This is a genomic window from Bordetella hinzii LMG 13501 (genome assembly GCF_001548475.1).
GTDB lineage: Bacteria > Pseudomonadota > Gammaproteobacteria > Burkholderiales > Burkholderiaceae_B > Bordetella > Bordetella hinzii.
The window spans coordinates 49,946-72,562 of sequence record NZ_LRUJ01000011.1 but is presented as its reverse complement, the minus strand read 5'-3'; the positions used below and the strand labels follow the sequence as shown (position 1 = coordinate 72,562).

Here is a 22,617-nt window from a genome sequence, read left to right as displayed (position 1 = left end):
GGACTGGATTTTTCAGGGAACTGTCAGGTATGCTTTTACTCTAAGTGTTATCCGGCGAAATCCGCCAAACAGGAGTCCACATGAACGAATACCGTCCGTCCCCTTTCAATCGTTCCGGCCAGCTCGCCGGCGCGCCGGGCGAGGTCGTCCGCAACCAGGTCCTGCGCAACACCTACTGGTTGCTCGCCCTGTCCCTGATTCCTACCGTGCTGGGCGCCGCCGTCGGCCTCTATACCGGCATCAACCGCGTCATGGGCGCCAGCCCCGGCATGTCGGCCATCATTTTCCTGGTCGGCGCCTTCGGCCTGATGTTCGCCATCGAGAAAAACAAGAACAGCTCGCTGGGCGTGGCGCTGCTGCTGGCCTTCACCTTCTTCATGGGCATCATGCTGTCGCGCCTGCTCGGCTTCGTGCTGGGCATGAGCAACGGCTCGCAGCTCGTCATGACGGCCTTTGGCGGCACGGCTGTCGTCTTCGGCACCATGGCGACGCTGGCCACCACCATCAAGCGCGACCTCTCCAGCATGCAGAAGTGGCTGTTCACGGGCGCCGTGGTCATCCTGGTGGCCGCGCTGGCCAATATCTTCCTGCAGATGCCGGCCCTGATGCTGACCATCTCCGTGCTGGCCATCGTCATCTTCTCGGCCTTCATGCTGGTGGACCTGCAGCGCGTGGTCAACGGCGGCGAGACCAATTACGTGTCCGCCACCCTGGCCATCTACCTGGACGTCTACAACGTCTTCTCCAACCTGCTGATGTTGCTGGGCATCTTCGGCGGCAACCGCGAATAAAGTCGACGCGCAAGCCCGCCATGCGGGCATGCTTGACCACCCGCCCTCGTTGGCGGGTTTTTTTTGAAAAACGGATATCAGAGACGCTGCAGATCCATCAGCACGCGGCGCGTCGCAAGCGGGCGCCCGACCAGATGCGTCTCCAGGCGCTCGCGCAAATCGCGCCGCAGTTCGGGCTCGATGCGCGGATCATTGAAGTCGGGCTCTCTTTCGTCGACCCCATAGCCCGTTTCACGCAGCAGTATCCATTCGAAGCGCCGGAGGGCGCCGGCCGCGCGCGAGCCGCCGGCCAGTTGCTGCAACGCGGTTTCATAGGCATCGAACAGCAGCGGATGGGCGTCTTCGCGCGGCAGGAGCCGCAGCAGCAGCTCATTCATATACCAGGCGGACATCAGGGACGCGCCGCCCAGCGGATGCACGCCCGCCACCTCGGCGCGGGTCAGGGTCTTGACCTCGCCGCCGCCGGTCCAGGACATCAACAGGGGCTGGAAGGCGGACAGCACGGGCCGCAATACCGAATATGGGCGCTTGGCGCCCTTGGCGACCATGGCCACACAGCCGTGGTCGCGCGAAAACGCCTGGACAATGAGGGAAGTCTCGCGCCACGCCGTGGCGTGGAGCATATAGGCACGATTATCGTGAACGCGCTGAGCGCGCTTACTCATAACCCAGATCGCGCAAAGCGCCTTCGCGATCCGACCAGCCCTTGCGCACCTTGATATACACCTCCAGGTGCACCGGCTTGTCCAGCAGCTTGGCGATATCCTGGCGGGCCTCGGTGGCGATGCGCTTCATGTGCTGCCCGCCCGCCCCCAGGAGGATGGGGCGATGGCTATCGCGCTCGACCACCACGCAGGCGGCGATGCGCGCATGGGCGTCGGTCTCCTCCCATTGCTCGATGACCACCGTACAGCCATAGGGCAGCTCATCGCCCACCAGACGGAAGATCTTCTCGCGCACCAGTTCGGCGGCGATAAAGCGCATGGAGCGATCGGTCAGCGTGTCCTCTTCGAACATGGGCTCGCCTTCCGGCAGGCGCTGCGCGATTTCGTCGAGCAGCTGGTCGAGCTGCTGGTTCTTGGTGGCGCTCACGGGCACGACCGCGCCATAGGCGTGCTGGGCCATGATCTTCGCCACGAAGGGAAAGAGTTCGTCGCGGCTTTTGAGGGCGTCGATCTTGCTGATGGCCAGGATGGTCCGCTCGGGCTTGGGCAGCAAGGGCAGCAGCTTGGCGTCGCCTTCCGACCATTTGCCGGCCTCCACCACATGCACCACCACGTCGACGTCGGCCAGGGCCTGCGTCACGACGCGGTTCATCATGCGGTTCATCGCGCCGCCATGGCGGGTCTGGAAACCTGGCGTATCGACAAAGACGAATTGCTCATGCTCGCGCGTAAGCACGCCGTGAATGCGATGCCGGGTGGTCTGCGCCTTGCGCGAGACGATGGAAATCTTCGAGCCGATCAAGGCATTGGTCAGCGTGGACTTGCCCACATTGGGGCGGCCGACGATGGCGACGAAACCGGTACGGAAAGCTTGGGAACTCATTTAACCTCTTGAGCCACTGCCACCGGCAGCGACAGTTGGGCGGTCTTGCGCGCGCGGCCGCTCTTGCGCGCCGCACGCGGACTGACCGCCTGCGCGGCCTCCAGGGCCAGCTTGGCGGCCGATTGTTCGGCGGCGCGGCGGCTCGCGCCAGCGGCCGTCACCTTGATTTCCAGGGCCGGGATGGCGCACTCCACCTCGAACTGCTGGCTGTGGGCCGCCCCATGGGTGGCCACGACGGTGTAGACCGGCAGCGCCATCTTGCGGCCCTGCAGGAATTCCTGCAGCAAGGTCTTGGCGTCCTTGCCCAGGGTTTGCGGATCCACGCTGGCCAGCACGGGCTGGTATTGGCGCTCGATCACCTTGCGCGCGGCATCGAAACCGGCATCCAGGAAGACAGCGCCGAACAAGGCCTCGACCGCATCGGCCAGGATGGACGGGCGGCGAAAGCCGCCGCTCTTGAGCTCGCCCTCGCCCAGGCGCAGATAGGGCGACAGGTCCAGGCGCTGCGCGATATCGGCCAGCGATGCCTGCTTGACCAGATTGGCGCGCACCCGCGACAGATCGCCTTCGTCGAGCTTGGCATAGCGCTCGAACAGCATGGCCGCGACGACGAAGTTCAGCACGGAGTCGCCGAGAAACTCCAGCCGCTCGTTGTGGCGCGCACCGTGGCTGCGGTGTGTGAGCGCCTGCTCAAGCAAGGCCTGGTCACCGAAGTGGTGGCCAAGGCGGGTTTCCAGCGTGGCTAGGGACATGACTATCAGTGAAAACGGCCTATGCGGCTCAAGTCGCCAAAATTCATCCAGACAAAGAATGCCTTACCCACGATATTACTGTCAGGCACGAAACCCCAGTAGCGGCTGTCGGCACTATTGTCCCGGTTGTCACCCATGGCGAAATACTGGCCCTGGGGTACTTTGCAGCGTACTCCATTGCGCAGGTACTGGCAGTTGTCCAGGTAGGGAAATTTCCAGATTGGGCCGTAATCCTGGAACTTGTTTTCATCCAGCAGGATCTTGTGCTCAACGTCGCCCAATTTCTCTTTATATTGAGCAATATACGAAACCCGGTCCGGCTCGAAATAGTCGCCGTCGCGCACATGCGTCACCAATTGACCGTTGACGTAGAGCTTTTTGTCCAGATACGCGACCTCATCGCCGGGCAATCCCACGATGCGCTTGATGTAGTCCACATCGGGGTCCACGGGATAGCGGAACACCACCACATCCCCTCGCTGCGGCGAGCCGAGCTCGATCACCTTCTTGTCGATGACAGGCAGGCGGATGCCATAGCCGAACTTGTTCACCAGGATGAGGTCGCCCGATTGCAGCGTGGGCAGCATGGAGCCCGACGGGATCCGGAAAGGCTCGACCACAAAGGAACGCAGCACGAACACAAAGAGGATGACCGGGAAAAAACTCACGGCATACTCGACCCACCACGGCATCTTGTTGGCCTGGTCGACCGCCTCCTGGCGGCGCCGCTCGGCCTCGGCCGGATCCTCGATGCCAGCGGCCCTGACCTGCTCGGCGGCGGCGTGCGCGCGCCGCTGGCGCGCCTTGCGCCAGACCAGCAGGTCCAGCGCCCAGATGACGCCGGTCAGGATCAACAGCACGAAAAGGATGAGGGCGAAATTCCAGCTCATTGTTTGTACCGCCTATACGGTTGCTACTTGTCTTCGACCTGCAGAATGGCCAGAAAGGCTTCCTGGGGAATTTCCACCGTGCCGACTTGCTTCATGCGCTTCTTGCCGGCCTTCTGCTTCTCCAGCAGCTTTTTCTTGCGGGTGATATCGCCGCCGTAGCACTTGGCCAGCACGTTCTTGCGCAGCGCCTTGACGTTTTCGCGCGCGATCACTTCGGCGCCGATAGCCGCCTGGATGGCCACGTCATACATCTGGCGCGGGATGAGTTCACGCATGCGCGAAACCACTTCGCGGGCGCGATAGCGCGCATTGGAGCGGTGCACGATCATGGCCAGGGCATCGACCCGGTCGCCGTTGATCAGCAGGTCCACCTTGACCACGTCGGCCGAGCGGTACTCCAGGAATTCATAATCCATGGAGGCGTAGCCGCGCGAAACCGATTTCAGGCGGTCAAAGAAGTCCAGCACGATCTCGGCCAGCGGGATCTCATAGGTGAGATGCACCTGCCGGCCGTGGTAGGTCATGTTGATCTGCGTGCCGCGCTTGTTATTGCACAACGTCATGACGGGCCCGACATACTCCTGCGGCATGAACAGGGTGACCTTGACGATGGGCTCGCGGATATCGGCGATCTTGCCGACTTCCGGCATGCGCGAAGGGCTTTCGATGGTCAACACCGTGCCATCGCGCTCCTGGACCTCATAGACCACCGAAGGCGCGGTGGTGATGATGTCCATGTCGAACTCGCGCTCCAGGCGCTCTTGCACGATCTCCATGTGCAACAGCCCCAGGAAGCCGCAACGGAAGCCGAAGCCCAGCGCCTGGGAGACTTCAGGCTCGAACATCAGCGCCGCGTCATTGAGCTTGAGCTTCTCGAGCGAGTCCCGCAGTTGATCGTACTCGGAGCTTTCGACCGGATACAGCCCGGCAAACACCTGCGGCTTGACTTCCTTGAAGCCCGGCAGCGGTTCGTCGGCGGGCTTGCCGGCCAGGGTGATGGTGTCGCCCACCTTGGCATGCGCCAGCTCCTTGATGCCGGCGATGACGAAGCCCACCTCGCCGGCCGAGAGCTGCGGGCGGGATTGCGACTTGGGCGTGAACACCCCCGTCTGTTCGCACAGATGGGTGGCGCCCGAAGCCATGAGCAGGATCTTGTCCTTGGGACGCAGCACGCCGTTGACGATGCGCACCAGCATCACGACGCCCACGTAGTTGTCGAACCAGGAATCGATGATGAGCGCCTGCAGGGGCGCGGCCGGATCCCCCTTGGGCGGCGGCACCCGGGCGACGACCATCTCGAGGATTTCGTCGATGCCCATGCCCGTCTTGGCGCTGGCCAGCACGGCGTCGGTCGCGTCGATGCCGATGACGTCTTCGACTTCCTGGCGCGCGCCATCCGGATCGGCCTGCGGCAGGTCCATCTTGTTCAGGACCGGCAGCACCTCTACGCCGAGATCGATGGCGGTATAGCAGTTGGCCACGGTCTGCGCCTCGACGCCCTGCGAGGCATCCACCACCAGCAGCGCGCCCTCGCAGGCCGACAACGAACGGCTGACCTCATACGAGAAGTCCACGTGTCCCGGGGTGTCGATGAGGTTGAGGTTGTAGACCTTGCCGTCCTGGCTCTGGTACTGCAAGGCCGCCGTCTGTGCCTTGATCGTAATGCCGCGCTCGCGCTCGATATCCATCGAGTCCAACACCTGGGCCGACATTTCACGAGCCGCCAGGCCGCCGCAGCGCTGGATCAGGCGGTCGGCCAACGTCGATTTGCCATGGTCGATGTGGGCAATGATGGAAAAGTTACGGATATGCTGCATAGAGGAAATTATAAAAGGGACGTAGCACAGACCGGGAGCCGCATCGTGCGGCGGCGCGGGCCCGCCAAGCGGGGCGGCCAAAATGAGAGGGGGCGCCATGCGCCCCCTCTTGCGGCAACCAGGCATTTTAGCCGGTCTTGGCCTTTATTTGCTGGAAGGCTGCACCGCCACCCATTGGGTCTGGTCGCCACGGCGAACCAGCAGGCCCACAGTCTTGCCCTTGTCCAGCTTGCCCACCACCTTGGCGAACTGGCCGGCATTGATCACATCGGCGTCGTTGACCGCCAGCACGATGTCGCCCTCTTGCAGGCCGGCCGAGGCCGCGGCGCCTTCGGCGGCCCGCACCAGGACCCCGCCCTTGATGCGCAGCTTGCGCTGCATATCGGCAGGCACATCGGTCACGCTCAGGCCAAGGTGGTTGTCCACCGCGGGCGCGGCTTCCTTGCCGCCCCGGCCGGCCGCGGCGGTCTGCTCGGATTTCAGCTCGCCGACCTTGACCTCCAGCGTGACGGTCTTGCCCTTGCGCCAGACTTCCAGCTTGCCGGCGGTCTCCGGCTTGGTGTCGCCCACGATGCGCGGCAGGTCCGACCAGCGCTTGATGGTCTGGCCATTGAACTTGAGGATCACATCGCCCGGCTGCACGCCCGCCTTGTCGGCCGGGCCGTCCGGCTCGACGCTGCTCACCAGCGCGCCCTCGGCGCGCGGCAGGCCGATGGCGTCGGCAACGTCCTTGCCGACCTCGCCGATCTGCACGCCGATGCGGCCGCGCGTGACCTTGCCCGTGGCGCGCAGCTGATCCACCACACGCATGGCCTCGTCGATGGGAATGGCCAGCGAGATGCCCATGAAGCCGCCGCTGCGCGAAATGATCTGCGAGTTGATGCCCACCACCTCGCCCTGCATGTTCAGCAGCGGACCGCCCGAGTTACCGGGGTTGACCGCCACATCCGTCTGGATGAAGGGCAGGTATTCGCCGGTATCGCGGCCGATGGCGCTGACGATGCCCGAGGTCACGGTGGAATCCAGGCCGAAGGGCGAGCCAATGGCCAGCACCCATTGGCCTTTCTTGAGCTTCTTGGTATCGCCGATCGGCAAAGCGGTCATGCCCTTGGCGTCGATCTTGATGAGGGCGACATCGGTGCGCTCATCCGAACCGATGACCTTGGCCTTGAACTCGCGTCCGTCGGTCAGCGTGACAATGATGTCGGCCGCATCGCTGATGACGTGGTTGTTCGTCATGATGTAGCCGTCATCGGAGATGAAGAAGCCCGAGCCCACGCCACGCGGCACGGTGCGCTCTTCAGGTTGGGGCTGGGGCTGCTGCCGGCGCTGACCGGGAGCCGGTCCCGGCGGCTGGAAATCCGGGCCGAAGAACCAGCGGAACAATTCGTAGGGATCGCCGCCGCCGCCGGGGCCGCCGCGCACCGGCACGGTCGCCGTGGTGCGGATATTGACCACAGCGGGCTCGGCCTTCTCGACGATGGAGGTGAAATCAGGCAATACGCCGCCCGCCACCGGTGTCTGCGCGTGGGCCACGATCGGGGCCTGCGCCAGCGTCAATGCCGAACCCACCATCAAGGCGGCAAACAGGCGTCGGATATAAAGCGTCGACGATTCAGTTTTTTTCATGTAAGAGCTCCGGATAGACCCCTGACCTTTTTCAGGTTTCTTATTTGGACGACGATACGGGCACGTACTCCGTGGCCTGAGCCAAACTCTCCAACGTCGCCGCGGGGACTTCGCCCAACACCGTCATCCAATAGTCCGCAATGCGGGTTCCATAGATGTTGATGGCGCCACGCTGGACCAGCCCAGCAGGCGGATGTTGGTGGCGAGCCCCGTCATAAGGTTCGATGAACACGGAGATCGCCGCCAAACCATCTGACAACACAATCTGGCTAACCGTTCCCTTGCCTATCTGCCGCGCGACCTGCATCACTGCCACGAAGCCTTCCGGCGCGGGGATGCGCCAGCCTTGGGCAGCCAGGTCGACCGGCTTCATGTCCGACTCTATCACCCGCCAATCGCGGGTGTTCCAGCGTGAATTGAGCAGGCGCGCATCGACCTCGCCGCCCACGCGCAAAGACGTGAAAGAAACCTGTTCGACCACGCCGCGCCGGCCGTCTATGGTCTGCGCCTTGAGCAGCAGATTGGTATCGACATCGGCGCACAACTTGTAGCCATAGCGCAGGCCGTCGCGCGGCTCGATGGTGATCAGGCGGCACTGGCGGTCCGCGACCCGGTGCAACTTGGCCTCGGCGCGCACGACGTAATGATTGGCCAGGTCCTTGGGGTCACCCAGCAGCAGGCCGGGAAAGCGGTCGCCGCGGCGCCGCTCCAGCAGGACGGTCTTGTGCTCCGGGATGAGGCATTGCACATCCTCGTTGTGCCGCAGGTACTCGCGCGGCTGGCCATCGAGGATCTCCAGGCGCTCGCGCTCGCCGGTGCCATCGATGATGTGCACCAGGCGCGAAGACTGGATGGTGTCACCCTGCTGATACATGAAAACGCCGGCGTAATCCTGCGAGCGCGCAGCCTGCTGGATATTGGCCAGCAACTGGACCGGATCCGCCTCGGGCGCGGCGCGCGCCGCGCCATGCCATGCCAGCATGCTGCACAGCGCCATGGCGGCCATGCCGGCCCACTGTCTTTGGCGCCACGCCATGCGCTTGTCCGCGCGCATGTCCTGCCACTGTGCCATCAGCGCGCTCCGGTCTCAAAGGAGACCTGTCGCACGGCGCTGGGGCCGGCCATCTGCCGGTGGGCTTCGAGATAATCGCGCAGGCCCGGGTCGTCGCGGCTGGCATCGGCCAGCACCGGCGCCGACGGGCTGGGGCCGGACGACACATAGGGCTGCGCCACCCAGACCACGGTCGCCACGGCGGCGGCCACGGCCAGGCCGGACAGGCCCAGGCGCAGGTGCGAGCGGCGGCGGGGCGCGGCCACGATGGGCAATTCGGCGTCCAGCGCCCGCGACAGGCGGGCCTGGAAGTCCTTGCTCGGATTGATCACCAGATCGGCGCTGCGCAGCGCGTCGCCGATCAGGTGATAGCTGTCCCAGGTCTTGCGGCCTTGGGGGGACACCAGTTGATTCAAAAAGTCCTCTGACCCTTCGCCGTCCATCCAGGCGGAAACCGATTCCTCGAATGAGGCTTCGGCGATCACGGACTTGGCTGCTGTTTGCATGACTGCCACTCCTTACCAGCGACGCTCGGCATCGGTGTCAAGCAGGGGACGCAACCGATTGGCGATCGCTTCCCGCGCGCGAAAAATGCGGGAGCGAACCGTGCCGATGGGGCAGTCCATGCTCTGGGCGATGTCTTCGTAACTCATACCTTCGATCTCACGCAGGACGATAGCCGTCCGCAGCTCCTCGGGCAATTCCTCGATGGCCGCATTGACCGTCTCGGCAATTTCGCGGCTGGCGAACATGGCTTCCGGCGTGCTTATATCGGTTAGGTTGTCGGTTTCGTTAAAAGTTTCACCGTCTTCCGTCTCAATTGCGTTGGGCGCGCTGGGGCGGCGCCCCGACGAGGCCAGCCAATTGCGGGCGGTATTGATGGCGATACGGTAAAGCCAGGTGTAGAAGGCGCTTTCGCCCCGGAACTGCGGCAACGCCCGATACGCCTTGATGAAAGCCTCTTGCGCCACGTCCTCAATCTCGGCCGGGTCGCGGATCATCCGCGCCAGCAGGCGCAGGATCTTGCGCTGGTACTTCAGGACCAGCAGGTCGAATGCTTTCTTGTCACCGCGTTGCACACGCGCGACAAGTTCGGCGTCGACGTCGCGTTCGCTCATGACGCCCCTTTGCGAAATGCCGCCCTGCACCCGGCAACCCCAGCCACTACGCCCAGGCGCCGCCACTGATCCGGCGCCATATTTTGCGGCCAGACGGTGCAGCTGATCTTGCTGTTTGTAACACAGTTGCGGCCATGCGGCTCAAGCGTCAGGACCATATGGCTCCGATGGCGAACCGCCCGCCGCAGGCGGACGGGCTGCCAGGTCCCGGCGCGGCGCGCTTGCCAATACCGGGGGTCGGGATGGACACGCAAAGCCTGCACGGGCCGGCCGGGCCGGCGCAAGGCCAGCGGCAGGGCCGGCAGCAGCCAGGGCTGGGCCATGCCTGCCAGGGCCGCAAGAAACGCCGGCCCGGCCACGGGCCAGCGAGCGCCCGCCGGCAAGCCGGCGGGCACCTCGAAATGCCACGCTTGGCCCAGGCCCAACGTCAAACCCGGCGAACGGCCATCGAACCGTTGGTCCCGCCAAAGCCAAAGGAGTTGGACAGCGCAACATTGATCTTCATCTGGCGAGCTTCATTGGCGCAATAGTCCAGATCGCACTCGGGGTCCTGATTGAAGATATTGATGGTGGGCGGCGAGACTTGGTGGTAGAGCGCCAGTGTCGTGAACACGGCCTCGATCCCCCCCGCCGCGCCCAGCAGATGGCCGGTCATGGACTTGGTGGAGTTCACGACCAGCTTGCGCGCATGATCGCCGAAGGCCAGCTTGAGGGCGTCGCTTTCGTTCTTGTCGCCCAGGGGCGTGGAAGTGCCGTGCGCATTGACGTAGTCGACGTCTTCCAGGTTGATCGCCCCGTTGCGCAAGGCATTGACGATGCCGCGGCGCGGGCCGTCCTTGTCAGGCGCGGTGATGTGGTGCGCATCCGAACTCATGCCATAGCCGACGAACTCGCCATAAATGCGCGCGCCGCGCTTCTTGGCATGCTCGTACTCTTCGAGCACCAGCACGCCGGCACCCTCGCCCAGCACGAAACCGTCGCGATCGCGATCCCAGGGGCGCGAGGCCGTGGTCGGATCGTCGTTGCGCGTGGACAGCGCCCGCATGGCCGCGAAGCCGCCGATCCCCAGGGGGGAGACGGTCGACTCGGCGCCGCCGGCGATCATCACGTCGGCATCGCCGTATTCGATCAGGCGGGCGGCGTCGCCGATGCTATGCAGACCCGTCGTGCACGCGGAGACGACCGCGTAGCTGGGGCCTTTCAGGCCAAACATGATGGACAGATGGCCGGAGATCAGGTTGATCAACGAACCCGGCACGAAGAAGGGCGAGATACGGCGCGGGCCTTTGGCCAGCAGATCCGTCTGCGTTTCTTCGATGCGCGGCAGACCGCCGATGCCCGATCCGACAATGACGCCGATGCGATCAGCGTTCTCTTCGGTGGCCTCGAGACCTGAATCGCGCCAGGCCTGCACGCCGGCAGCCAGGCCATAATGGATAAAGGTATCCATCTGGCGCGCTTCCTTGGGCGGGACATACTGCGTGACGTCAAAGCCTTTGACCTCGCCCGCGATATGGGTGGTCAGGGCCGACGGATCGAATCGCGTGATACGGCCAATGCCAGAACGTCCGTTGACGATATTGTCCCAAGCGGTGGCCACATCGTTGCCCACGGGGGAAACGATGCCCAAGCCGGTGATGACGACACGTCGCTTCACGGATGACTCCTCAAACAGACAAAGTAAAGGCGGTTTTTGGCTGGCCCCGCAAACCACGCGGGATCACCGGGCCAACCCGGCCGGATGCCTCCCCGCGCGGATTGCACGGCAATACCCAAAACCGCCCTGACTCCCTGCGCCCGAAGACGCGGGATAGATAGGCTTGCGCTGATTACTGCTTGCCGTGCGAATTGATGTAGTCAATCGCTTGTTGCACGGTCGTGATCTTTTCGGCCTCTTCGTCGGGGATCTCGGTCTCGAATTCGTCTTCGAGGGCCATGACCAGCTCGACCATGTCGAGCGAATCGGCACCGAGGTCGTCAAGGAAGGAGGACTCGTTCTTGATCTCGGCTTCGTTCACGCCAAGTTGTTCAGCGACGATCTTCTTGACGCGCTGTTCGATGCTTTCCATGCAGATCTCCAATTGGGAAAAATCCCGCGAATTATAGCCAAGCGTTGAGGAATGCAAACGCCGGGCCGTGAGAAAAATAACACCGCGTCTCTTCGGCCCCTGCCGCCGAGAGGCGGTGGAACCGGGCCGCAGCTTCCGGAACAACCGGAAGGCATGGGCCTGCGGGTGTCGGAACGGCAGGCTGGCCGGCCCTGGAGCCGGGCCAGGATGCCGCGTTTATTGCATGTACATCCCGCCGTTGACGTGCAGGGTCGTACCTGTAATGTAACCCGCCAACGGACTGGCCAGGAAGCCGACCGCATTGGCGATGTCAGCCGGGGCGCCCAGGCGGCCCAGCGGAATCTGTTGCAAAAGGGCCGCGGTCTGTTCTTCGCCCAGCACCCGCGTCATATCGGTATCGATGAAGCCGGGAGCCACGCAGTTTACCGTGACGTTGCGGCTGCCCAATTCGCGGGCCAGCGCGCGCGTCATGCCGGCCACGCCTGCCTTGGCGGCGGCGTAGTTCGCCTGGCCGGGATTACCGGCCGAACCCACCACGGACGTGATATTGATGATCCGACCCCAGCGGGCTTTCATCATGTTGCGCAGCACGGCGCGCGACAGGCGGAAAACGGCGCTCAGATTGGTATCGATCACCGAGCCCCAGTCGTCGTCCTTCATGCGCATGGCCAGCGTATCGCGCGTGATGCCGGCATTGTTGACCAGGATATGGGGGCCACCGCCCTCCTTGCCAAGCTCATCGATGAGGGCGTCCACCGCGGCGGCATCCGTCACGTTCAGCACGACGCCGCGACCGCCGCTGGCGGCCAGGGCTTCGGTGATGGCCGCGGCACCGGTTTCGGACGTGGCCGTACCGACGACCTTGGCACCGCGGGCGGCCAGCTCCAGGGCGATGGCGCGGCCGATGCCGCGGGTGGCGCCGGTCACCAGCGCGATCTTGCCTTCCAGGTCTTTCGTGGTGTGTTCCATACTCAATTTCCCTTGACGAGCGCCAGCGCGGCTTGCAGCGAGGCGGGATCCGTCACGGCCAGGCCGGTCAGGTCGCCGTCGATGCGTTTGGTCAGGCCGGTCAGGACCTTGCCCGGGCCGAATTCAATCACATGGGTCACGCCCTGGGCCTTCATGGCCTGCAGGGTCTCGACCCAGCGTACCGCATGCCACGCTTGGCGAACCAGCGCATCGCGGATGGCGGCCGGATCGGATTGCACGGCCACGTCCACGTTGTTGATGACCGGGACCTCGGGCGATTGCACCGGCGCCTCGGCCAGCGCGCGCGCCAGCACCTCGGCAGCCGGCTTGAGCAGGCTGGAGTGGAACGGCGCCGACACCGGCAGCAACAGCGCGCGCTTGGCGCCCGCCGCCTTGGCGGCCTCGCAGGCGCGCTCGACGGCGGCCTTGTGGCCGGCAATCACGACCTGGGCCGGCGCATTGAAATTGACGGCCTCGACCACTTCGCCCTGGCCGGACTGCGCACACACGGCGCGCACGGTGTCATCGTCCAGGCCCAGGATGGCGGCCATCGCGCCGGTACCGACCGGCACGGCGGCCTGCATGGCATCGGCGCGGACGCGCACCAGCCGCAAGGCGTCTTCCAGGGCCAGGGAACCGGCGGCCGTCAGCGCGGCGTATTCGCCCAGGCTGTGACCGGCCATGACCGCGGGCAGCGGGCCGCCGGCGTCGCGCCAGGCAGCGAAACAGGCCACGCCGGCAGCCAGCATGGCCGGCTGGGTGTTGGTGGTGAGATTGAGCTGTTCGGCGGGTCCCTGCGCGATCAGGGCGGCCAGATCCTGGCCCAGCGCCTGCCCGGCGCGGGCCAGCACATCGGCCACGGCGGCGTTGCCTGCCCATGCATCCATCATGCCGACGGATTGGGAACCTTGGCCGGGGAACACAAATGCGAGTTTCATGGTGGTCCGTGATCTCTCTTCGTTATCGAACCGCGCGGCGGGCTGGCGCCCGGCCGCGCTACATGCGGGCCAGCACCGAGCCCCAGGTGAAGCCGCCGCCCACGCCCTGCATCAGGACATGCTGGCCGGGCTTGATGCGGCCGTCGCGGCGCGCCACATCCAGGGCAAGCGGCACGCTGGCCGCCGAAGTATTGGCGTGCTGGTCAACGGTCACGACGACATGGTCGGCCGACACGTTGAGCTTGCGGGCGAGGAAATTGAGAATGCGGACGTTGGCCTGGTGCGGCACCAGCCAATCGACCTGGTCGATGGTCATGCCCGCTTCGGCGCACACGTCGCGCGCCGAGCGGTCCAGCACCGTGACGGCCTGCTTGAACACCGCCTGCCCGTCCATGCGCAGGAAGGGATCGCCGGTCACCTCGCCATAAGCGACATTGCCCGCGGCACAGAGGATCTTGGTCTGGCCGCCATCGGCATGCAGCTGCGCGGCCAGGATGCCGGGCTCGTCGGCGGCCTTGAGCACGACGGCGCCGGCGCCGTCGCCAAACAGCACGCAGGTGCTGCGGTCATTCCAGTCCAGGATGCTGGAGAACACTTCGGCGCCGATCACCAGCGCGCAGCGGGCGCGGCCGGCGCGCACGAAGCTGTCCGCCGTGGTCAGCGCATAGACGAAGCCGCTGCACACGGCCTGCACGTCGAATGCCGCGCCGCCCTTGGCCCCGAGATTGGCCTGCACCAGGCAGGCCGTGCTCGGGAAGACGAAATCCGGCGTGGAAGTCGCCACGATGATCAGGTCCAGGTCGGCGGGGCCGACGCCGGCATCCGCCATGGCGCGCCGCGCGGCTTCCGTGGCCAGCACGCTGGTGGTCACGCCACGCTCGGCCAGGTGACGCTGGCGGATACCCGTGCGCTCCACGATCCAGGCATCCGATGTCTGGATATCGCGCTTGGCCAGTTCGGCGGCCAGGTCGTCGTTGGACACGACACGCTCGGGCAGATAGCCCCCCGAGCCTGCGATGACCGAATATTTCATTGCCTTGCTCATCAAACGGTGCCCCCCGCAGCCGCGGCATTGTTCGCGGCAGCCTCGTTCAGTTGGACGCGCTCCGTGATCTGGGCCACGGTCTGGGCCGTACGTTCCAGCAGCCTGCTGGCGACGGCCTCACGCGCGCGCTGCAGCGCAAAGCCGTAGGCATAGGCATCGGCCGAGCCATGGCTTTTGATCACCACGCCACGCAGACCCAACAAGGCCGCGCCGTTATAGCGGCGGTTGTCGACGCGGCGGCGCAGCCGGTTCAGGACCGGCGTGGCAACAGCGCCGGCCAACAGCGTGATGAAGTTGCGCTTGAATTCTTCGCGAATGACGCTGGACAGCATCTTCGCCAACCCTTCGACGGATTTGAGCACGACATTGCCGACAAAGCCGTCGCAGACGACCACGTCCACCGTGCCCTTGAAAATATCATCGCCTTCCACGTTGCCACGGAAGTTGAGGGGACTGGCGCGCAGCAGTTCGGCGGCTTCCTTGACCACCTCATTGCCCTTGATGACTTCCTCGCCGATGTTCAACAGGCCCACGGTCGGACTATCGAGATGATCGACGGCTTGCGCAAGCGCGGCGCCCATGATGGCGAACTGCAGCAGATGCTCTGCCGTGCAGTCGACATTGGCCCCCAGATCGAGCACCGTGGTGGCGCCACCGGTCTGGTTGGGGATGGAGGTCGCGATCGCCGGCCGGTCTATGCCGTCCAGCGTCTTGAGCACATAACGGGAAATCGCCATCCAGGCGCCGGTATTGCCGGCCGACACGCAGGCGTCGGCCCGACCGTCCTTGACGGCCTGGGCGGCCAGTCGCATGGACGAGTCTTTTTTGCGGCGCAAAGCCACCTCCACGGGGTCGTCCATGGTGACGACCTCGGAGGCAGCAACGATTTCGAGACGGTCACGCGGGGCCGAACGATGTTCGGCCAACGCGGCTTCGATCGCGTCGGGTTGCCCGACCAGCAACAGCCGGGTATCCGGATATTGCCGGACGAACTCGAGCGCGGCCGGTATGGTAACGGGCAGACCGTAGTCCCCGCCCATGCAGTCTATAGCGATGCGTATCACGGGTGCCAGGTCAGCAATCAGCCGAAACGGTCCGGGTTACGAGTTCGGCCGACAGGCCTTATTCGTCAGCCTTGGTCTTCAGGATCTTGCGACCGCGGTAGAAGCCGTTGGGGCTGATGTGGTGACGCAGATGCGTTTCGCCCGTGTTGGGCTCGATGGCCGTCGGCGGGTTCACCAGAAAATCGTGCGAGCGGTGCATGCCGCGCTTGGACGGGGACTTCTTGTTTTGTTGAACAGCCATGATGACTCCTAGAAACGGGCCGCATTGTACGCGAATGCAGCCCGAGTTGATTTCAATTCTTGCGCTTCAGTTGTTCCAGCACCGCGAACGGCGATGGACGCTTGACTTCGGATGCCTGCGATGCATCATCCGAACCGGCCTTTTTCCCCGCTGCCTGTCCGGAGGGTTCCGGGCAGACGTCATGGCGAGGCACATACGGAATGCTCAAGATGAGCTCATCCTCGATCTGGGCCAATAGATCGAAACGATGCGAACCCACGACCTTTTCAGGCACGTCGGCCGCAAAATCCAAACCTGCTTCCTGGGCGTCCTGCAGATCGGCCAGTTCGTCGTCCAGATCGTCTTCCGACTCAACCAGCTGCAGCACCACGGTGGCATCCACCGGATGGACGAAAGGCGCGTTGCAACGCTGGCAGATCAAGACCGGATCGGCCTTGATGTGCAAGCGCAGCAGGGGCTGGCCGGCGATGACGCCGCCCGTCTTGCCCGTGCCCTTGCCGATCTCGCCGGCTGCGGCCCACCGGGCCAGGCCCGCCTCACCGGCGGCCTGCTCGGGCAGGCCTTCCATGAAGCGCGCAAGACGCACCAGCGCGACCTCGCCGGATACCTGCTGGCCCTGCCGGGCCATGGCATACGCATCCACGATGACGGCATTGCCAGCCGACGTCTTCACTACCGCCTTGTCTACAGGATCGACCATAATTTCTCAGCGACTTCAGGTACGGTGATGCTTGCCCCCGCCATGGCCACAAAGACCACGAACGCCGCAAAATCCTTCAATACCCCCCCGGAAACGACCGGTGAAACTCCCTGAACCCTCAAGGTGTTCCCGACCGCCCCAGGGCATCCCCGGCACAAGATCCGGCAGGGTAATGCAGCTAGGCAATTCATCAATACGCAGCAAAATCGCCGCAAAACGTTAGATAATACCGTGGCTTAGAGATCACCGTCAAATATCGCATGCCCCAATCCCCACGTCTCATTCTTGCTTCCAGCTCGCGCTATCGGCGCGCCATGCTCGAACGCCTTCGCCTGCCCTTCGAGAGCATTTCGCCCGATGTGGACGAAACACCACACCCGGGCGAGGCGCCGGCCGCGCTGGCGCTGCGCCTGTCCGTCGCCAAGGCCATGGCCGTGGCCGCTCAACACCCCGGCTGCGTGGTCATCGGCTCCGACCAGGTTGCCACGGTCGATGGCCAGCCCATAGGCAAGCCGGGTGACTTCGCCCGGGCCCAGGCCCAGCTGCGGCAATTATCGGGACGGATGGTTGAGTTCCACAGCGCGCTCGCCGTCACGGACGGGCAGCGCACCGAACAGACTGACATCGTCACGTACTGCAAGTTCCGCAAACTGACGGACGCGGCCATCGATGCCTACCTGCGCGCCGAAGAACCCTACGATACCGCAGGCAGCGCCAAAGCCGAAAGCCTGGGCATCGCGCTCATGGAAAGCATGCAAAGCGATGACCCCACGGCCATCATCGGCTTGCCGCTGATCGCCCTGACGGGGCTGCTGACCCGCTTCGGCCTGCCTCCGCTGGGAGAGGCCGCATGAGCGGCGCACTGCACCTGATCCCCGTGAGCCTGGGCGAATCGCCGCTTGAGCGCTGGCTGCCGGCCGACGTCCGCGCGCTGGCCGGGCGGCTGGATTGCTACATCGCCGAAAACGCCAAGACGGCGCGCGCCTTCCTGAAGCAGGTCGGCACCGAGCGCCCGCTGCAGGAAATCACCATCCACACGCTCAACGAGCAGGCCGACGACCACCAGATCGAAGCCTGGTTGGCCCCCATCAAGACGGGCGGGGAGATCGGCCTCGTTTCCGAGGCGGGCTGCCCGGCCGTCGCCGATCCCGGCGCCAAGGTGGCCGCCGCGGCCCATCGGCTGGGGTATGCCGTCAAGCCCTGGGTGGGCCCCTCTTCCCTCCTGCTGGGCCTGATGGCCAGCGGCCTGGACGGCCAGCGCTTCGCCTTTCATGGCTACGCGCCCGTGGAGCCGGCCGAGCGCGCCAAGCAATTGCGCGCCTGGGAGCAGCATTCCGCCCGCCACGACCAGACCCAGATGCTGATCGAGACCCCCTATCGCAATATGGCGATGTTCGGCACGCTGCTGGCCGCGTTGCGCGGCGATACCCGTCTATGCGTGGCCCGGTCGCTGTCCACCGACCGCGAGTGGATCAAGACCCGCACGGTGGCCCAATGGAAGCAGGAGGCGCCGCCCGACCTGGACAAACAGCCCACCCTGTTTCTTTTCCTGGCGCGCTGAGCCATGCGCCGGGCCTGGCTCTTGCTCGCTTGTGCCGCGCTGGCCGGATGCGCGGCCGGGGTGGACCGCTCCATCACCGCCGCCAGCCAGGGCAGCCGGGTGCGCTACATCGTGGTCCACTACACCTCGGCCGATGACGCGGAATCGCTGCGCCTGCTCTCGCGCGGCGAGGTCAGCGCGCACTATCTCATCAGCGCCCGCGCCGACACCCGGGTATATCAGCTGGTGGATGAAAACCGCGCCGCCTGGCACGCCGGCACCAGCTGGTGGTTCGGACAGAGCTCGCTGAACTTCACCGCCATCGGCATCGAAATCGTCAACGCGGGTTGGCAGGACCAGCCGGATGGCAGCAAGCGCTACGCGCCCTACGCGCCGGCGCAGATCACGGCCCTGACGCATCTATTGCGCGACATCGCAGAGCGCCACGGCATCCGACCCGAGAATATCGTGGGCCACAGCGACATCGCCCCACAGCGCAAGCTCGACCCCGGCCCCGAATTCCCGTGGCGGACGCTGGCCCAGGCCGGCATCGGGCGCTGGTATGACGAGACCGCCGCGGCCGGCCGGATGCTGCGGCTGCAAACCGAGGGGTTGCCCGATGTGGCGTGGTTCCAGGCGGAACTGGCCCGCCTGGGCTACGAGACACCGCGCCACGGGCAGTTGGACCGCGCCACCCGCAATGTGCTGGCAGCCTTCCAGATGCACTACCGGCCGGCGCGCCACGATGGCGAGCCCGATGCGGAAACCGCGGCCATCATGCAATCGATGCAGGCCCGGCCTTGACCCCGCGGCGGCGGGACAGCCAAGCCGCCACACGCCATCCCAGCAGCAGGAGCAGCACGCCGCCATAGATCAGCGGCTCGCGCAGGCCGTTCTTGCCGGCCTTGTGCCACCAGAAATGCAGGATGGCGAGCAGGCCGATGAGGTAGACCGCCCGGTGCAGTTGCTGCCAGCGCCGTCCCAGCCGGCGCATGGCCCACTGGGTGGATGTCAGGGCCAGCGCCGTCATGAGCACAAAGGCAGTGAAGCCGGCAAGGATGAAGGGCCGCTCGCCGAGGTCGCGCAGCATGGAGGCCAGCTCCAGGCCCCTGTCCCACCATACCCAGGCCATGAAGTGCAACGTCCCATAGAAAAACGCGAACAGCCCGCACATGCGGCGCACGCGCAGCAGCGCCGGCAGCTGGAACAAGCGGCGCAAGGGAGTAATAGCGAGCGTGACCAACAGGCAGACCAGCGCCCAGGTCCCCGAGGAACGGGTCAGGAACTCCACGGGATTGGCCGTCAGGCCGTCATGCAGGCCCAGCCAGACCCAGCGGGCGGCCGGCGCCAGCCCCAGGAGGAACAGCAAGGGCTTGGCCCGTCCGACCCAGCGGATCGATGTCTGCCCCATGCGAGCCCCCTCAGTAGTTCTGCTTCAGGTCCAGGCCCTGGTAGAGCGAGGCCACCTGGTCGGCATAGCCATTGAACATCAGCGTCGGGCGCTTGGGACTGAAAATGCCGTCTTCGCCGATGCGGCGCTCGGTCGCCTGGCTCCAGCGCGGATGCGGCACCTGCGGATTGACGTTGGCGTAAAAACCGTACTCTTGAGGCGCGGCCTTCATCCAGCTGCTGCGCGGCGCCTGCTCCAGCAACCGGATGCGCACCAGGGATTTGGCCGACTTGAAGCCGTATTTCCAGGGCACGGCCAGCCGCAAGGGCGCGCCATTCTGGTTGGGCAGCAACTTGCCATAGAGGCCGAAGACCAGCATGGTCAAGGGGTGCATGGCCTCGTCCATGCGCAAGGCTTCGGTATAGGGCCAGTCCAGGACCGGGTAATTCAGGCCTGGCATGGTTTCGCGCTGCGCCACCGTGGTGAACTCGACATACTTGGCATTGCCGGTGGGGTCGACCTGCTTGAGCAGGTTGGACAGCGAATAGCCCACCCAGGGGATCACCATGGACCAGCCCTCGACGCAGCGCAGCCGATATACCCGTTCTTCCATGGGCGCAAGCTTGAGCAGCTCGTCGATATCGAAGCTGCGCGGCTTGCCCGCCTCGCCCTCGACGCTGACGGTCCAGGGCCGGGTCTTGAGGGCCCCGGCGGCGCGTTGCGGATCGCCCTTGTCCAGGCCGAACTCGTAGTAGTTGTTGTACGACGTGACGTCCTTGAACGCGGTCTGCTTGTCGGCGACTCCAAATTGGGGGACGGGCTTGCCGGGCAAAGCGCCCTCTTCGGCCCAGGCGCGGCGCTGCGCCCACCCGGCCATGCCCAGGGCCGCCGCCGCGGCAGCGCTGCGAACCATCCACTCACGGCGCGAACGCCAGACCGCCTCGGGCGTGATCTCGGAGGGCAGGATGGGCGAGGATTTGCGGATCAGCATGGAAATCTCCGGTGGGCGGGCCTGGCCCGCGATGCGCTATGTGATGTAGACGTACCGCGAGCCGTGGAAATTCCCCGCACTGGCCGATTGCCGGGTCCGATATTGCCCCGCCGCAGGCTCAGACGGCAATCCGCGGCGTGAGCCACTGCGCCATCTCGGGCACGCTGTCCACGACGGCCTGGGCGCTGCAAGCCCGCAATTCGTCCAGGCTGTGAGCACCATAGGACACGCCCAGGCCATGCACGCCGGCGTTCAGGGCCATCTGCAGATCGTGGGTGGTGTCACCGACCATGACAACGCGCGCCGGGTCCACATCGAGATCGCGCATCAGCTGGTGCAGCATCTCGGGGTGGGGCTTACTGAAGGTCTCGTCGGCGGTACGGGTGGCATCAAAGACCGGCCCCAGGCCGGTCGCCGCCAGCACGCGGTTCAGTCCGACCCGGCTTTTGCCGGTGGCGACCGCCAGGCGGACGTTCTGATTCGCCAGGCTTTCGAGCAGTTCGCGCACGCCCTCGAACAGGCGCAGTTCGGGATCGCGCAGCAGGTAATGGATACGGTAACGCTCCAGAAAGCGCGGCATGAGCGCCGGGGTCAGCTGGGGCACGGCGCGCCTAAGCGCGCTTTCCAGCGACAGGCCGATCACCCAGCTGGCCTCCGAAGCCGTCGGGACCGGCAGTTCGAGGTCACGGGCGGCCGCCTGGATGGCCGCCACGATGCTGTGGGTGGAATCCATGAGGGTGCCGTCCCAATCGAACACCACCATTGCATACGACATGTCAGGCTGTCTCCAGTTGCTGCAGCAGCTTGCGGCAGGCGGCGGGCAATTCCGCCACCAGGTCCAAGCGCTCACCCGTCAGCGGGTGGTCCAGCGTCAATTGATAGGCATGCAGAAACATGCGGTTGAAACCACGGCGGGCGAAAGCGGCCCGCACCTCATCTGTCCCGTATTTATCGTCACCGACGATGGGAAAACCGCTGGCGGCCAGGTGCACCCGGATCTGGTGGGTACGCCCGGTGCGCAGCTCGGCCTCGACCAGGCTGTAGCCTCCAAAGCGCTGCTTGAGCGTGACGATGGTGTGGGCGGCCTGCCCGTCGGGATCGACCTTGACCCGGCGCTCGCCGCTCTGGGTTGTCCATTTGCTGAGCGCCAGCCGGATATGCTGCCTGTCGTTGACCCAATCGCCCTCGACCAGGGCCAGATAGCGCTTGCCGCCCTTGCCTTCGCGCAGCATGGCGTGCAGGGCAAGCAGGGCGCTGCGCTTCTTGGCGACCATGAGCAGGCCGGAGGTCTCGCGGTCCAGCCGGTGCACCAGCTCCAGGAAGCGGGCCTCGGGCCGGGCGGCGCGAAGCTGCTCGATGACGCCGAAGGACACGCCGCTGCCGCCATGCACCGCCACGCCAGCCGGCTTGTCCACCACCAGCATGGCGTCGTCTTCGTAGACGATCGGAAACTCCGAAGCCGGCACGGGCCTGGGCACGCCGGGATCCGGCAGCCGCAAGGGCGGCACGCGGACCACGTCGCCCACCGCGAGGCGATAGTCGGCGCTAATCCGTCCCTTGTTAACGCGGACTTCACCGCCCCGGATGGCCTTATAGATATGGCTTTTGGGGACGCCCTTGCACAAGCGCAGCAGGAAATTGTCCAGGCGCTGGCCTTCCTGGCCGGCCTCGACCTCGACCATACGTACAGAGGGAGGCGCAGGGGAAGTCTGTTTGCGCATTGCGGAAAGCGGCATATAATCGGGACAGCCTTACGGGGCTGAACTACAGAGGCTCTTGCGGGTGTGAAACCGTTTTGCCTGGCGTTGAGATGCGGAGAGATTCGCGCGTCTCCGTCGGATGCGCGGGCCACCATTGTACTGTCTCCGTTCAGCTCCTGGGTTTACTTGGTCGCCGGCGCAACCGCGATCTGTCGGACGGTGGTGTGGCATGCAGTGCCCGCCTTCCTGGCAGAGATCCGTTGCCAGCCGCAAGCGGCCTGAAGCACAGCAAGAATCGTCGAATATTTATTACGCACCAGGTGCTTTGAAGCATCTGACGTTCACAGCAACCGTTCCGTCAAACCACATCAGTG

At 65.0% G+C, this 22,617-nt stretch carries 25 protein-coding genes; 4 read left to right on the top strand and 21 right to left on the bottom strand.

Annotation, left to right across the window (positions count from 1 at the left end):
• Positions 1-80: 80 nt before the first annotated feature.
• The gene (locus tag AXA74_RS09815; RefSeq protein WP_032957224.1) at positions 81-791 is read left to right on the top strand and encodes a Bax inhibitor-1/YccA family protein; all 711 of its coding nucleotides are present in this window, start codon (positions 81-83) and stop codon (positions 789-791) included.
• Positions 792-868: 77 nt separating this feature from the next.
• On the opposite strand, the gene recO is transcribed toward AXA74_RS09815, so the two are convergent.
• The 17 genes from recO to AXA74_RS09730 all read right to left on the bottom strand — a co-directional run bounded on the left by recO (position 869) and on the right by AXA74_RS09730 (position 16,622).
• On the bottom strand, positions 869-1,456 hold the full coding sequence (gene recO, locus AXA74_RS09810; protein WP_029578695.1) for a DNA repair protein RecO: 588 nt from the start codon (positions 1,454-1,456) through the stop codon (positions 869-871).
• Entirely contained in the window at positions 1,449-2,339 is an 891-nt protein-coding gene (gene era, locus AXA74_RS09805; protein ID WP_029578696.1) for a GTPase Era, read from the bottom strand. The genes recO and era overlap by 8 nt, the downstream gene beginning before the upstream one ends.
• Positions 2,336-3,091, bottom strand: a complete 756-nt coding sequence (gene rnc / locus AXA74_RS09800; protein WP_029578697.1) for a ribonuclease III — start codon at positions 3,089-3,091, stop codon at positions 2,336-2,338. The genes era and rnc overlap by 4 nt, the downstream gene beginning before the upstream one ends.
• Before the next feature lie 5 nt (positions 3,092-3,096).
• Entirely contained in the window at positions 3,097-3,981 is an 885-nt protein-coding gene (gene lepB, locus AXA74_RS09795) for a signal peptidase I (RefSeq protein WP_029578698.1), read from the bottom strand.
• Positions 3,982-4,004: 23 nt separating this feature from the next.
• Positions 4,005-5,798: a translation elongation factor 4 gene (gene lepA / locus AXA74_RS09790; RefSeq protein ID WP_029578699.1), complete on the bottom strand. Its 1,794-nt coding sequence runs from the start codon at positions 5,796-5,798 to the stop codon at positions 4,005-4,007.
• A gap of 144 nt (positions 5,799-5,942) precedes the next feature.
• Positions 5,943-7,427: a DegQ family serine endoprotease gene (locus AXA74_RS09785; protein WP_032963963.1), complete on the bottom strand. Its 1,485-nt coding sequence runs from the start codon at positions 7,425-7,427 to the stop codon at positions 5,943-5,945.
• 40 nt (positions 7,428-7,467) lie between these two features.
• Positions 7,468-8,499, bottom strand: a complete 1,032-nt coding sequence (locus AXA74_RS09780) for a MucB/RseB C-terminal domain-containing protein (protein ID WP_029578701.1) — start codon at positions 8,497-8,499, stop codon at positions 7,468-7,470.
• The gene (locus AXA74_RS09775) at positions 8,499-8,984 is read right to left on the bottom strand and encodes a sigma-E factor negative regulatory protein (protein ID WP_029578702.1); all 486 of its coding nucleotides are present in this window, start codon (positions 8,982-8,984) and stop codon (positions 8,499-8,501) included. Before AXA74_RS09775 ends, AXA74_RS09780 begins: the two co-directional genes overlap by 1 nt.
• Before the next feature lie 12 nt (positions 8,985-8,996).
• Entirely contained in the window at positions 8,997-9,596 is a 600-nt protein-coding gene (rpoE, locus tag AXA74_RS09770; protein WP_005012194.1) for an RNA polymerase sigma factor RpoE, read from the bottom strand.
• Positions 9,597-10,023: 427 nt separating this feature from the next.
• Positions 10,024-11,253 carry a beta-ketoacyl-ACP synthase II gene (gene fabF, locus AXA74_RS09765; protein WP_032978299.1) on the bottom strand — a complete coding sequence of 410 codons (1,230 nt, stop codon included), beginning with the start codon at positions 11,251-11,253 and terminating at the stop codon, positions 10,024-10,026.
• A 172-nt stretch (positions 11,254-11,425) separates the two neighbouring features.
• The gene (gene acpP / locus AXA74_RS09760; protein WP_003813816.1) at positions 11,426-11,665 is read right to left on the bottom strand and encodes an acyl carrier protein; all 240 of its coding nucleotides are present in this window, start codon (positions 11,663-11,665) and stop codon (positions 11,426-11,428) included.
• 216 nt (positions 11,666-11,881) lie between these two features.
• Positions 11,882-12,634 (bottom strand): 3-oxoacyl-ACP reductase FabG, encoded by a 753-nt coding sequence (gene fabG, locus AXA74_RS09755; RefSeq protein ID WP_029578704.1) that lies wholly within the window; start codon positions 12,632-12,634, stop codon positions 11,882-11,884.
• A 2-nt stretch (positions 12,635-12,636) separates the two neighbouring features.
• Positions 12,637-13,572 carry an ACP S-malonyltransferase gene (gene fabD / locus AXA74_RS09750; protein ID WP_029578705.1) on the bottom strand — a complete coding sequence of 312 codons (936 nt, stop codon included), beginning with the start codon at positions 13,570-13,572 and terminating at the stop codon, positions 12,637-12,639.
• A gap of 58 nt (positions 13,573-13,630) precedes the next feature.
• Positions 13,631-14,617: a beta-ketoacyl-ACP synthase III gene (locus AXA74_RS09745; RefSeq protein WP_029578706.1), complete on the bottom strand. Its 987-nt coding sequence runs from the start codon at positions 14,615-14,617 to the stop codon at positions 13,631-13,633.
• A complete protein-coding gene (gene plsX / locus AXA74_RS09740; protein WP_029578707.1) occupies positions 14,617-15,681 on the bottom strand; it encodes a phosphate acyltransferase PlsX in 1,065 nt (354 codons plus the stop codon). The genes AXA74_RS09745 and plsX overlap by 1 nt, the downstream gene beginning before the upstream one ends.
• Positions 15,682-15,739: 58 nt before the next feature.
• Positions 15,740-15,922, bottom strand: coding sequence for a 50S ribosomal protein L32 (gene rpmF, locus AXA74_RS09735; RefSeq protein ID WP_029578708.1), 183 nt, complete (start codon positions 15,920-15,922; stop codon positions 15,740-15,742).
• 52 nt (positions 15,923-15,974) lie between these two features.
• Positions 15,975-16,622 (bottom strand): YceD family protein, encoded by a 648-nt coding sequence (locus AXA74_RS09730; RefSeq protein WP_029578709.1) that lies wholly within the window; start codon positions 16,620-16,622, stop codon positions 15,975-15,977.
• A 260-nt stretch (positions 16,623-16,882) separates the two neighbouring features.
• Here AXA74_RS09730 and AXA74_RS09725 point away from each other — a divergent pair, with 260 nt between their 5' ends.
• Genes AXA74_RS09725 through AXA74_RS09715 form a run of 3 tightly spaced genes read left to right on the top strand, consistent with a single transcriptional unit; the run spans position 16,883 to position 18,966 of the window.
• The gene (locus AXA74_RS09725; RefSeq protein ID WP_029578710.1) at positions 16,883-17,476 is read left to right on the top strand and encodes a Maf-like protein; all 594 of its coding nucleotides are present in this window, start codon (positions 16,883-16,885) and stop codon (positions 17,474-17,476) included.
• On the top strand, positions 17,473-18,183 hold the full coding sequence (locus tag AXA74_RS09720; protein WP_032978302.1) for an SAM-dependent methyltransferase: 711 nt from the start codon (positions 17,473-17,475) through the stop codon (positions 18,181-18,183). Before AXA74_RS09725 ends, AXA74_RS09720 begins: the two co-directional genes overlap by 4 nt.
• Positions 18,184-18,186: 3 nt before the next feature.
• Entirely contained in the window at positions 18,187-18,966 is a 780-nt protein-coding gene (locus AXA74_RS09715) for an N-acetylmuramoyl-L-alanine amidase (protein ID WP_029578712.1), read from the top strand.
• On the opposite strand, the gene msrQ is transcribed toward AXA74_RS09715, so the two are convergent.
• From msrQ to AXA74_RS09695, 4 genes are all read right to left on the bottom strand, one after another.
• On the bottom strand, positions 18,938-19,573 hold the full coding sequence (msrQ, locus tag AXA74_RS09710; protein ID WP_032978305.1) for a protein-methionine-sulfoxide reductase heme-binding subunit MsrQ: 636 nt from the start codon (positions 19,571-19,573) through the stop codon (positions 18,938-18,940). The two genes, AXA74_RS09715 and msrQ, sit on opposite strands and share 29 nt — an antisense overlap.
• 10 nt (positions 19,574-19,583) lie before the next feature.
• Entirely contained in the window at positions 19,584-20,543 is a 960-nt protein-coding gene (msrP, locus tag AXA74_RS09705) for a protein-methionine-sulfoxide reductase catalytic subunit MsrP (RefSeq protein WP_029578714.1), read from the bottom strand.
• 118 nt (positions 20,544-20,661) lie between these two features.
• Positions 20,662-21,318, bottom strand: a complete 657-nt coding sequence (locus AXA74_RS09700; protein ID WP_029578715.1) for an HAD family hydrolase — start codon at positions 21,316-21,318, stop codon at positions 20,662-20,664.
• A gap of 1 nt (position 21,319) precedes the next feature.
• Complete coding sequence (locus AXA74_RS09695) at positions 21,320-22,279, bottom strand: RluA family pseudouridine synthase (protein ID WP_126623595.1); 960 nt, start codon at positions 22,277-22,279, stop codon at positions 21,320-21,322.
• Positions 22,280-22,617 lie beyond the last annotated feature (338 nt).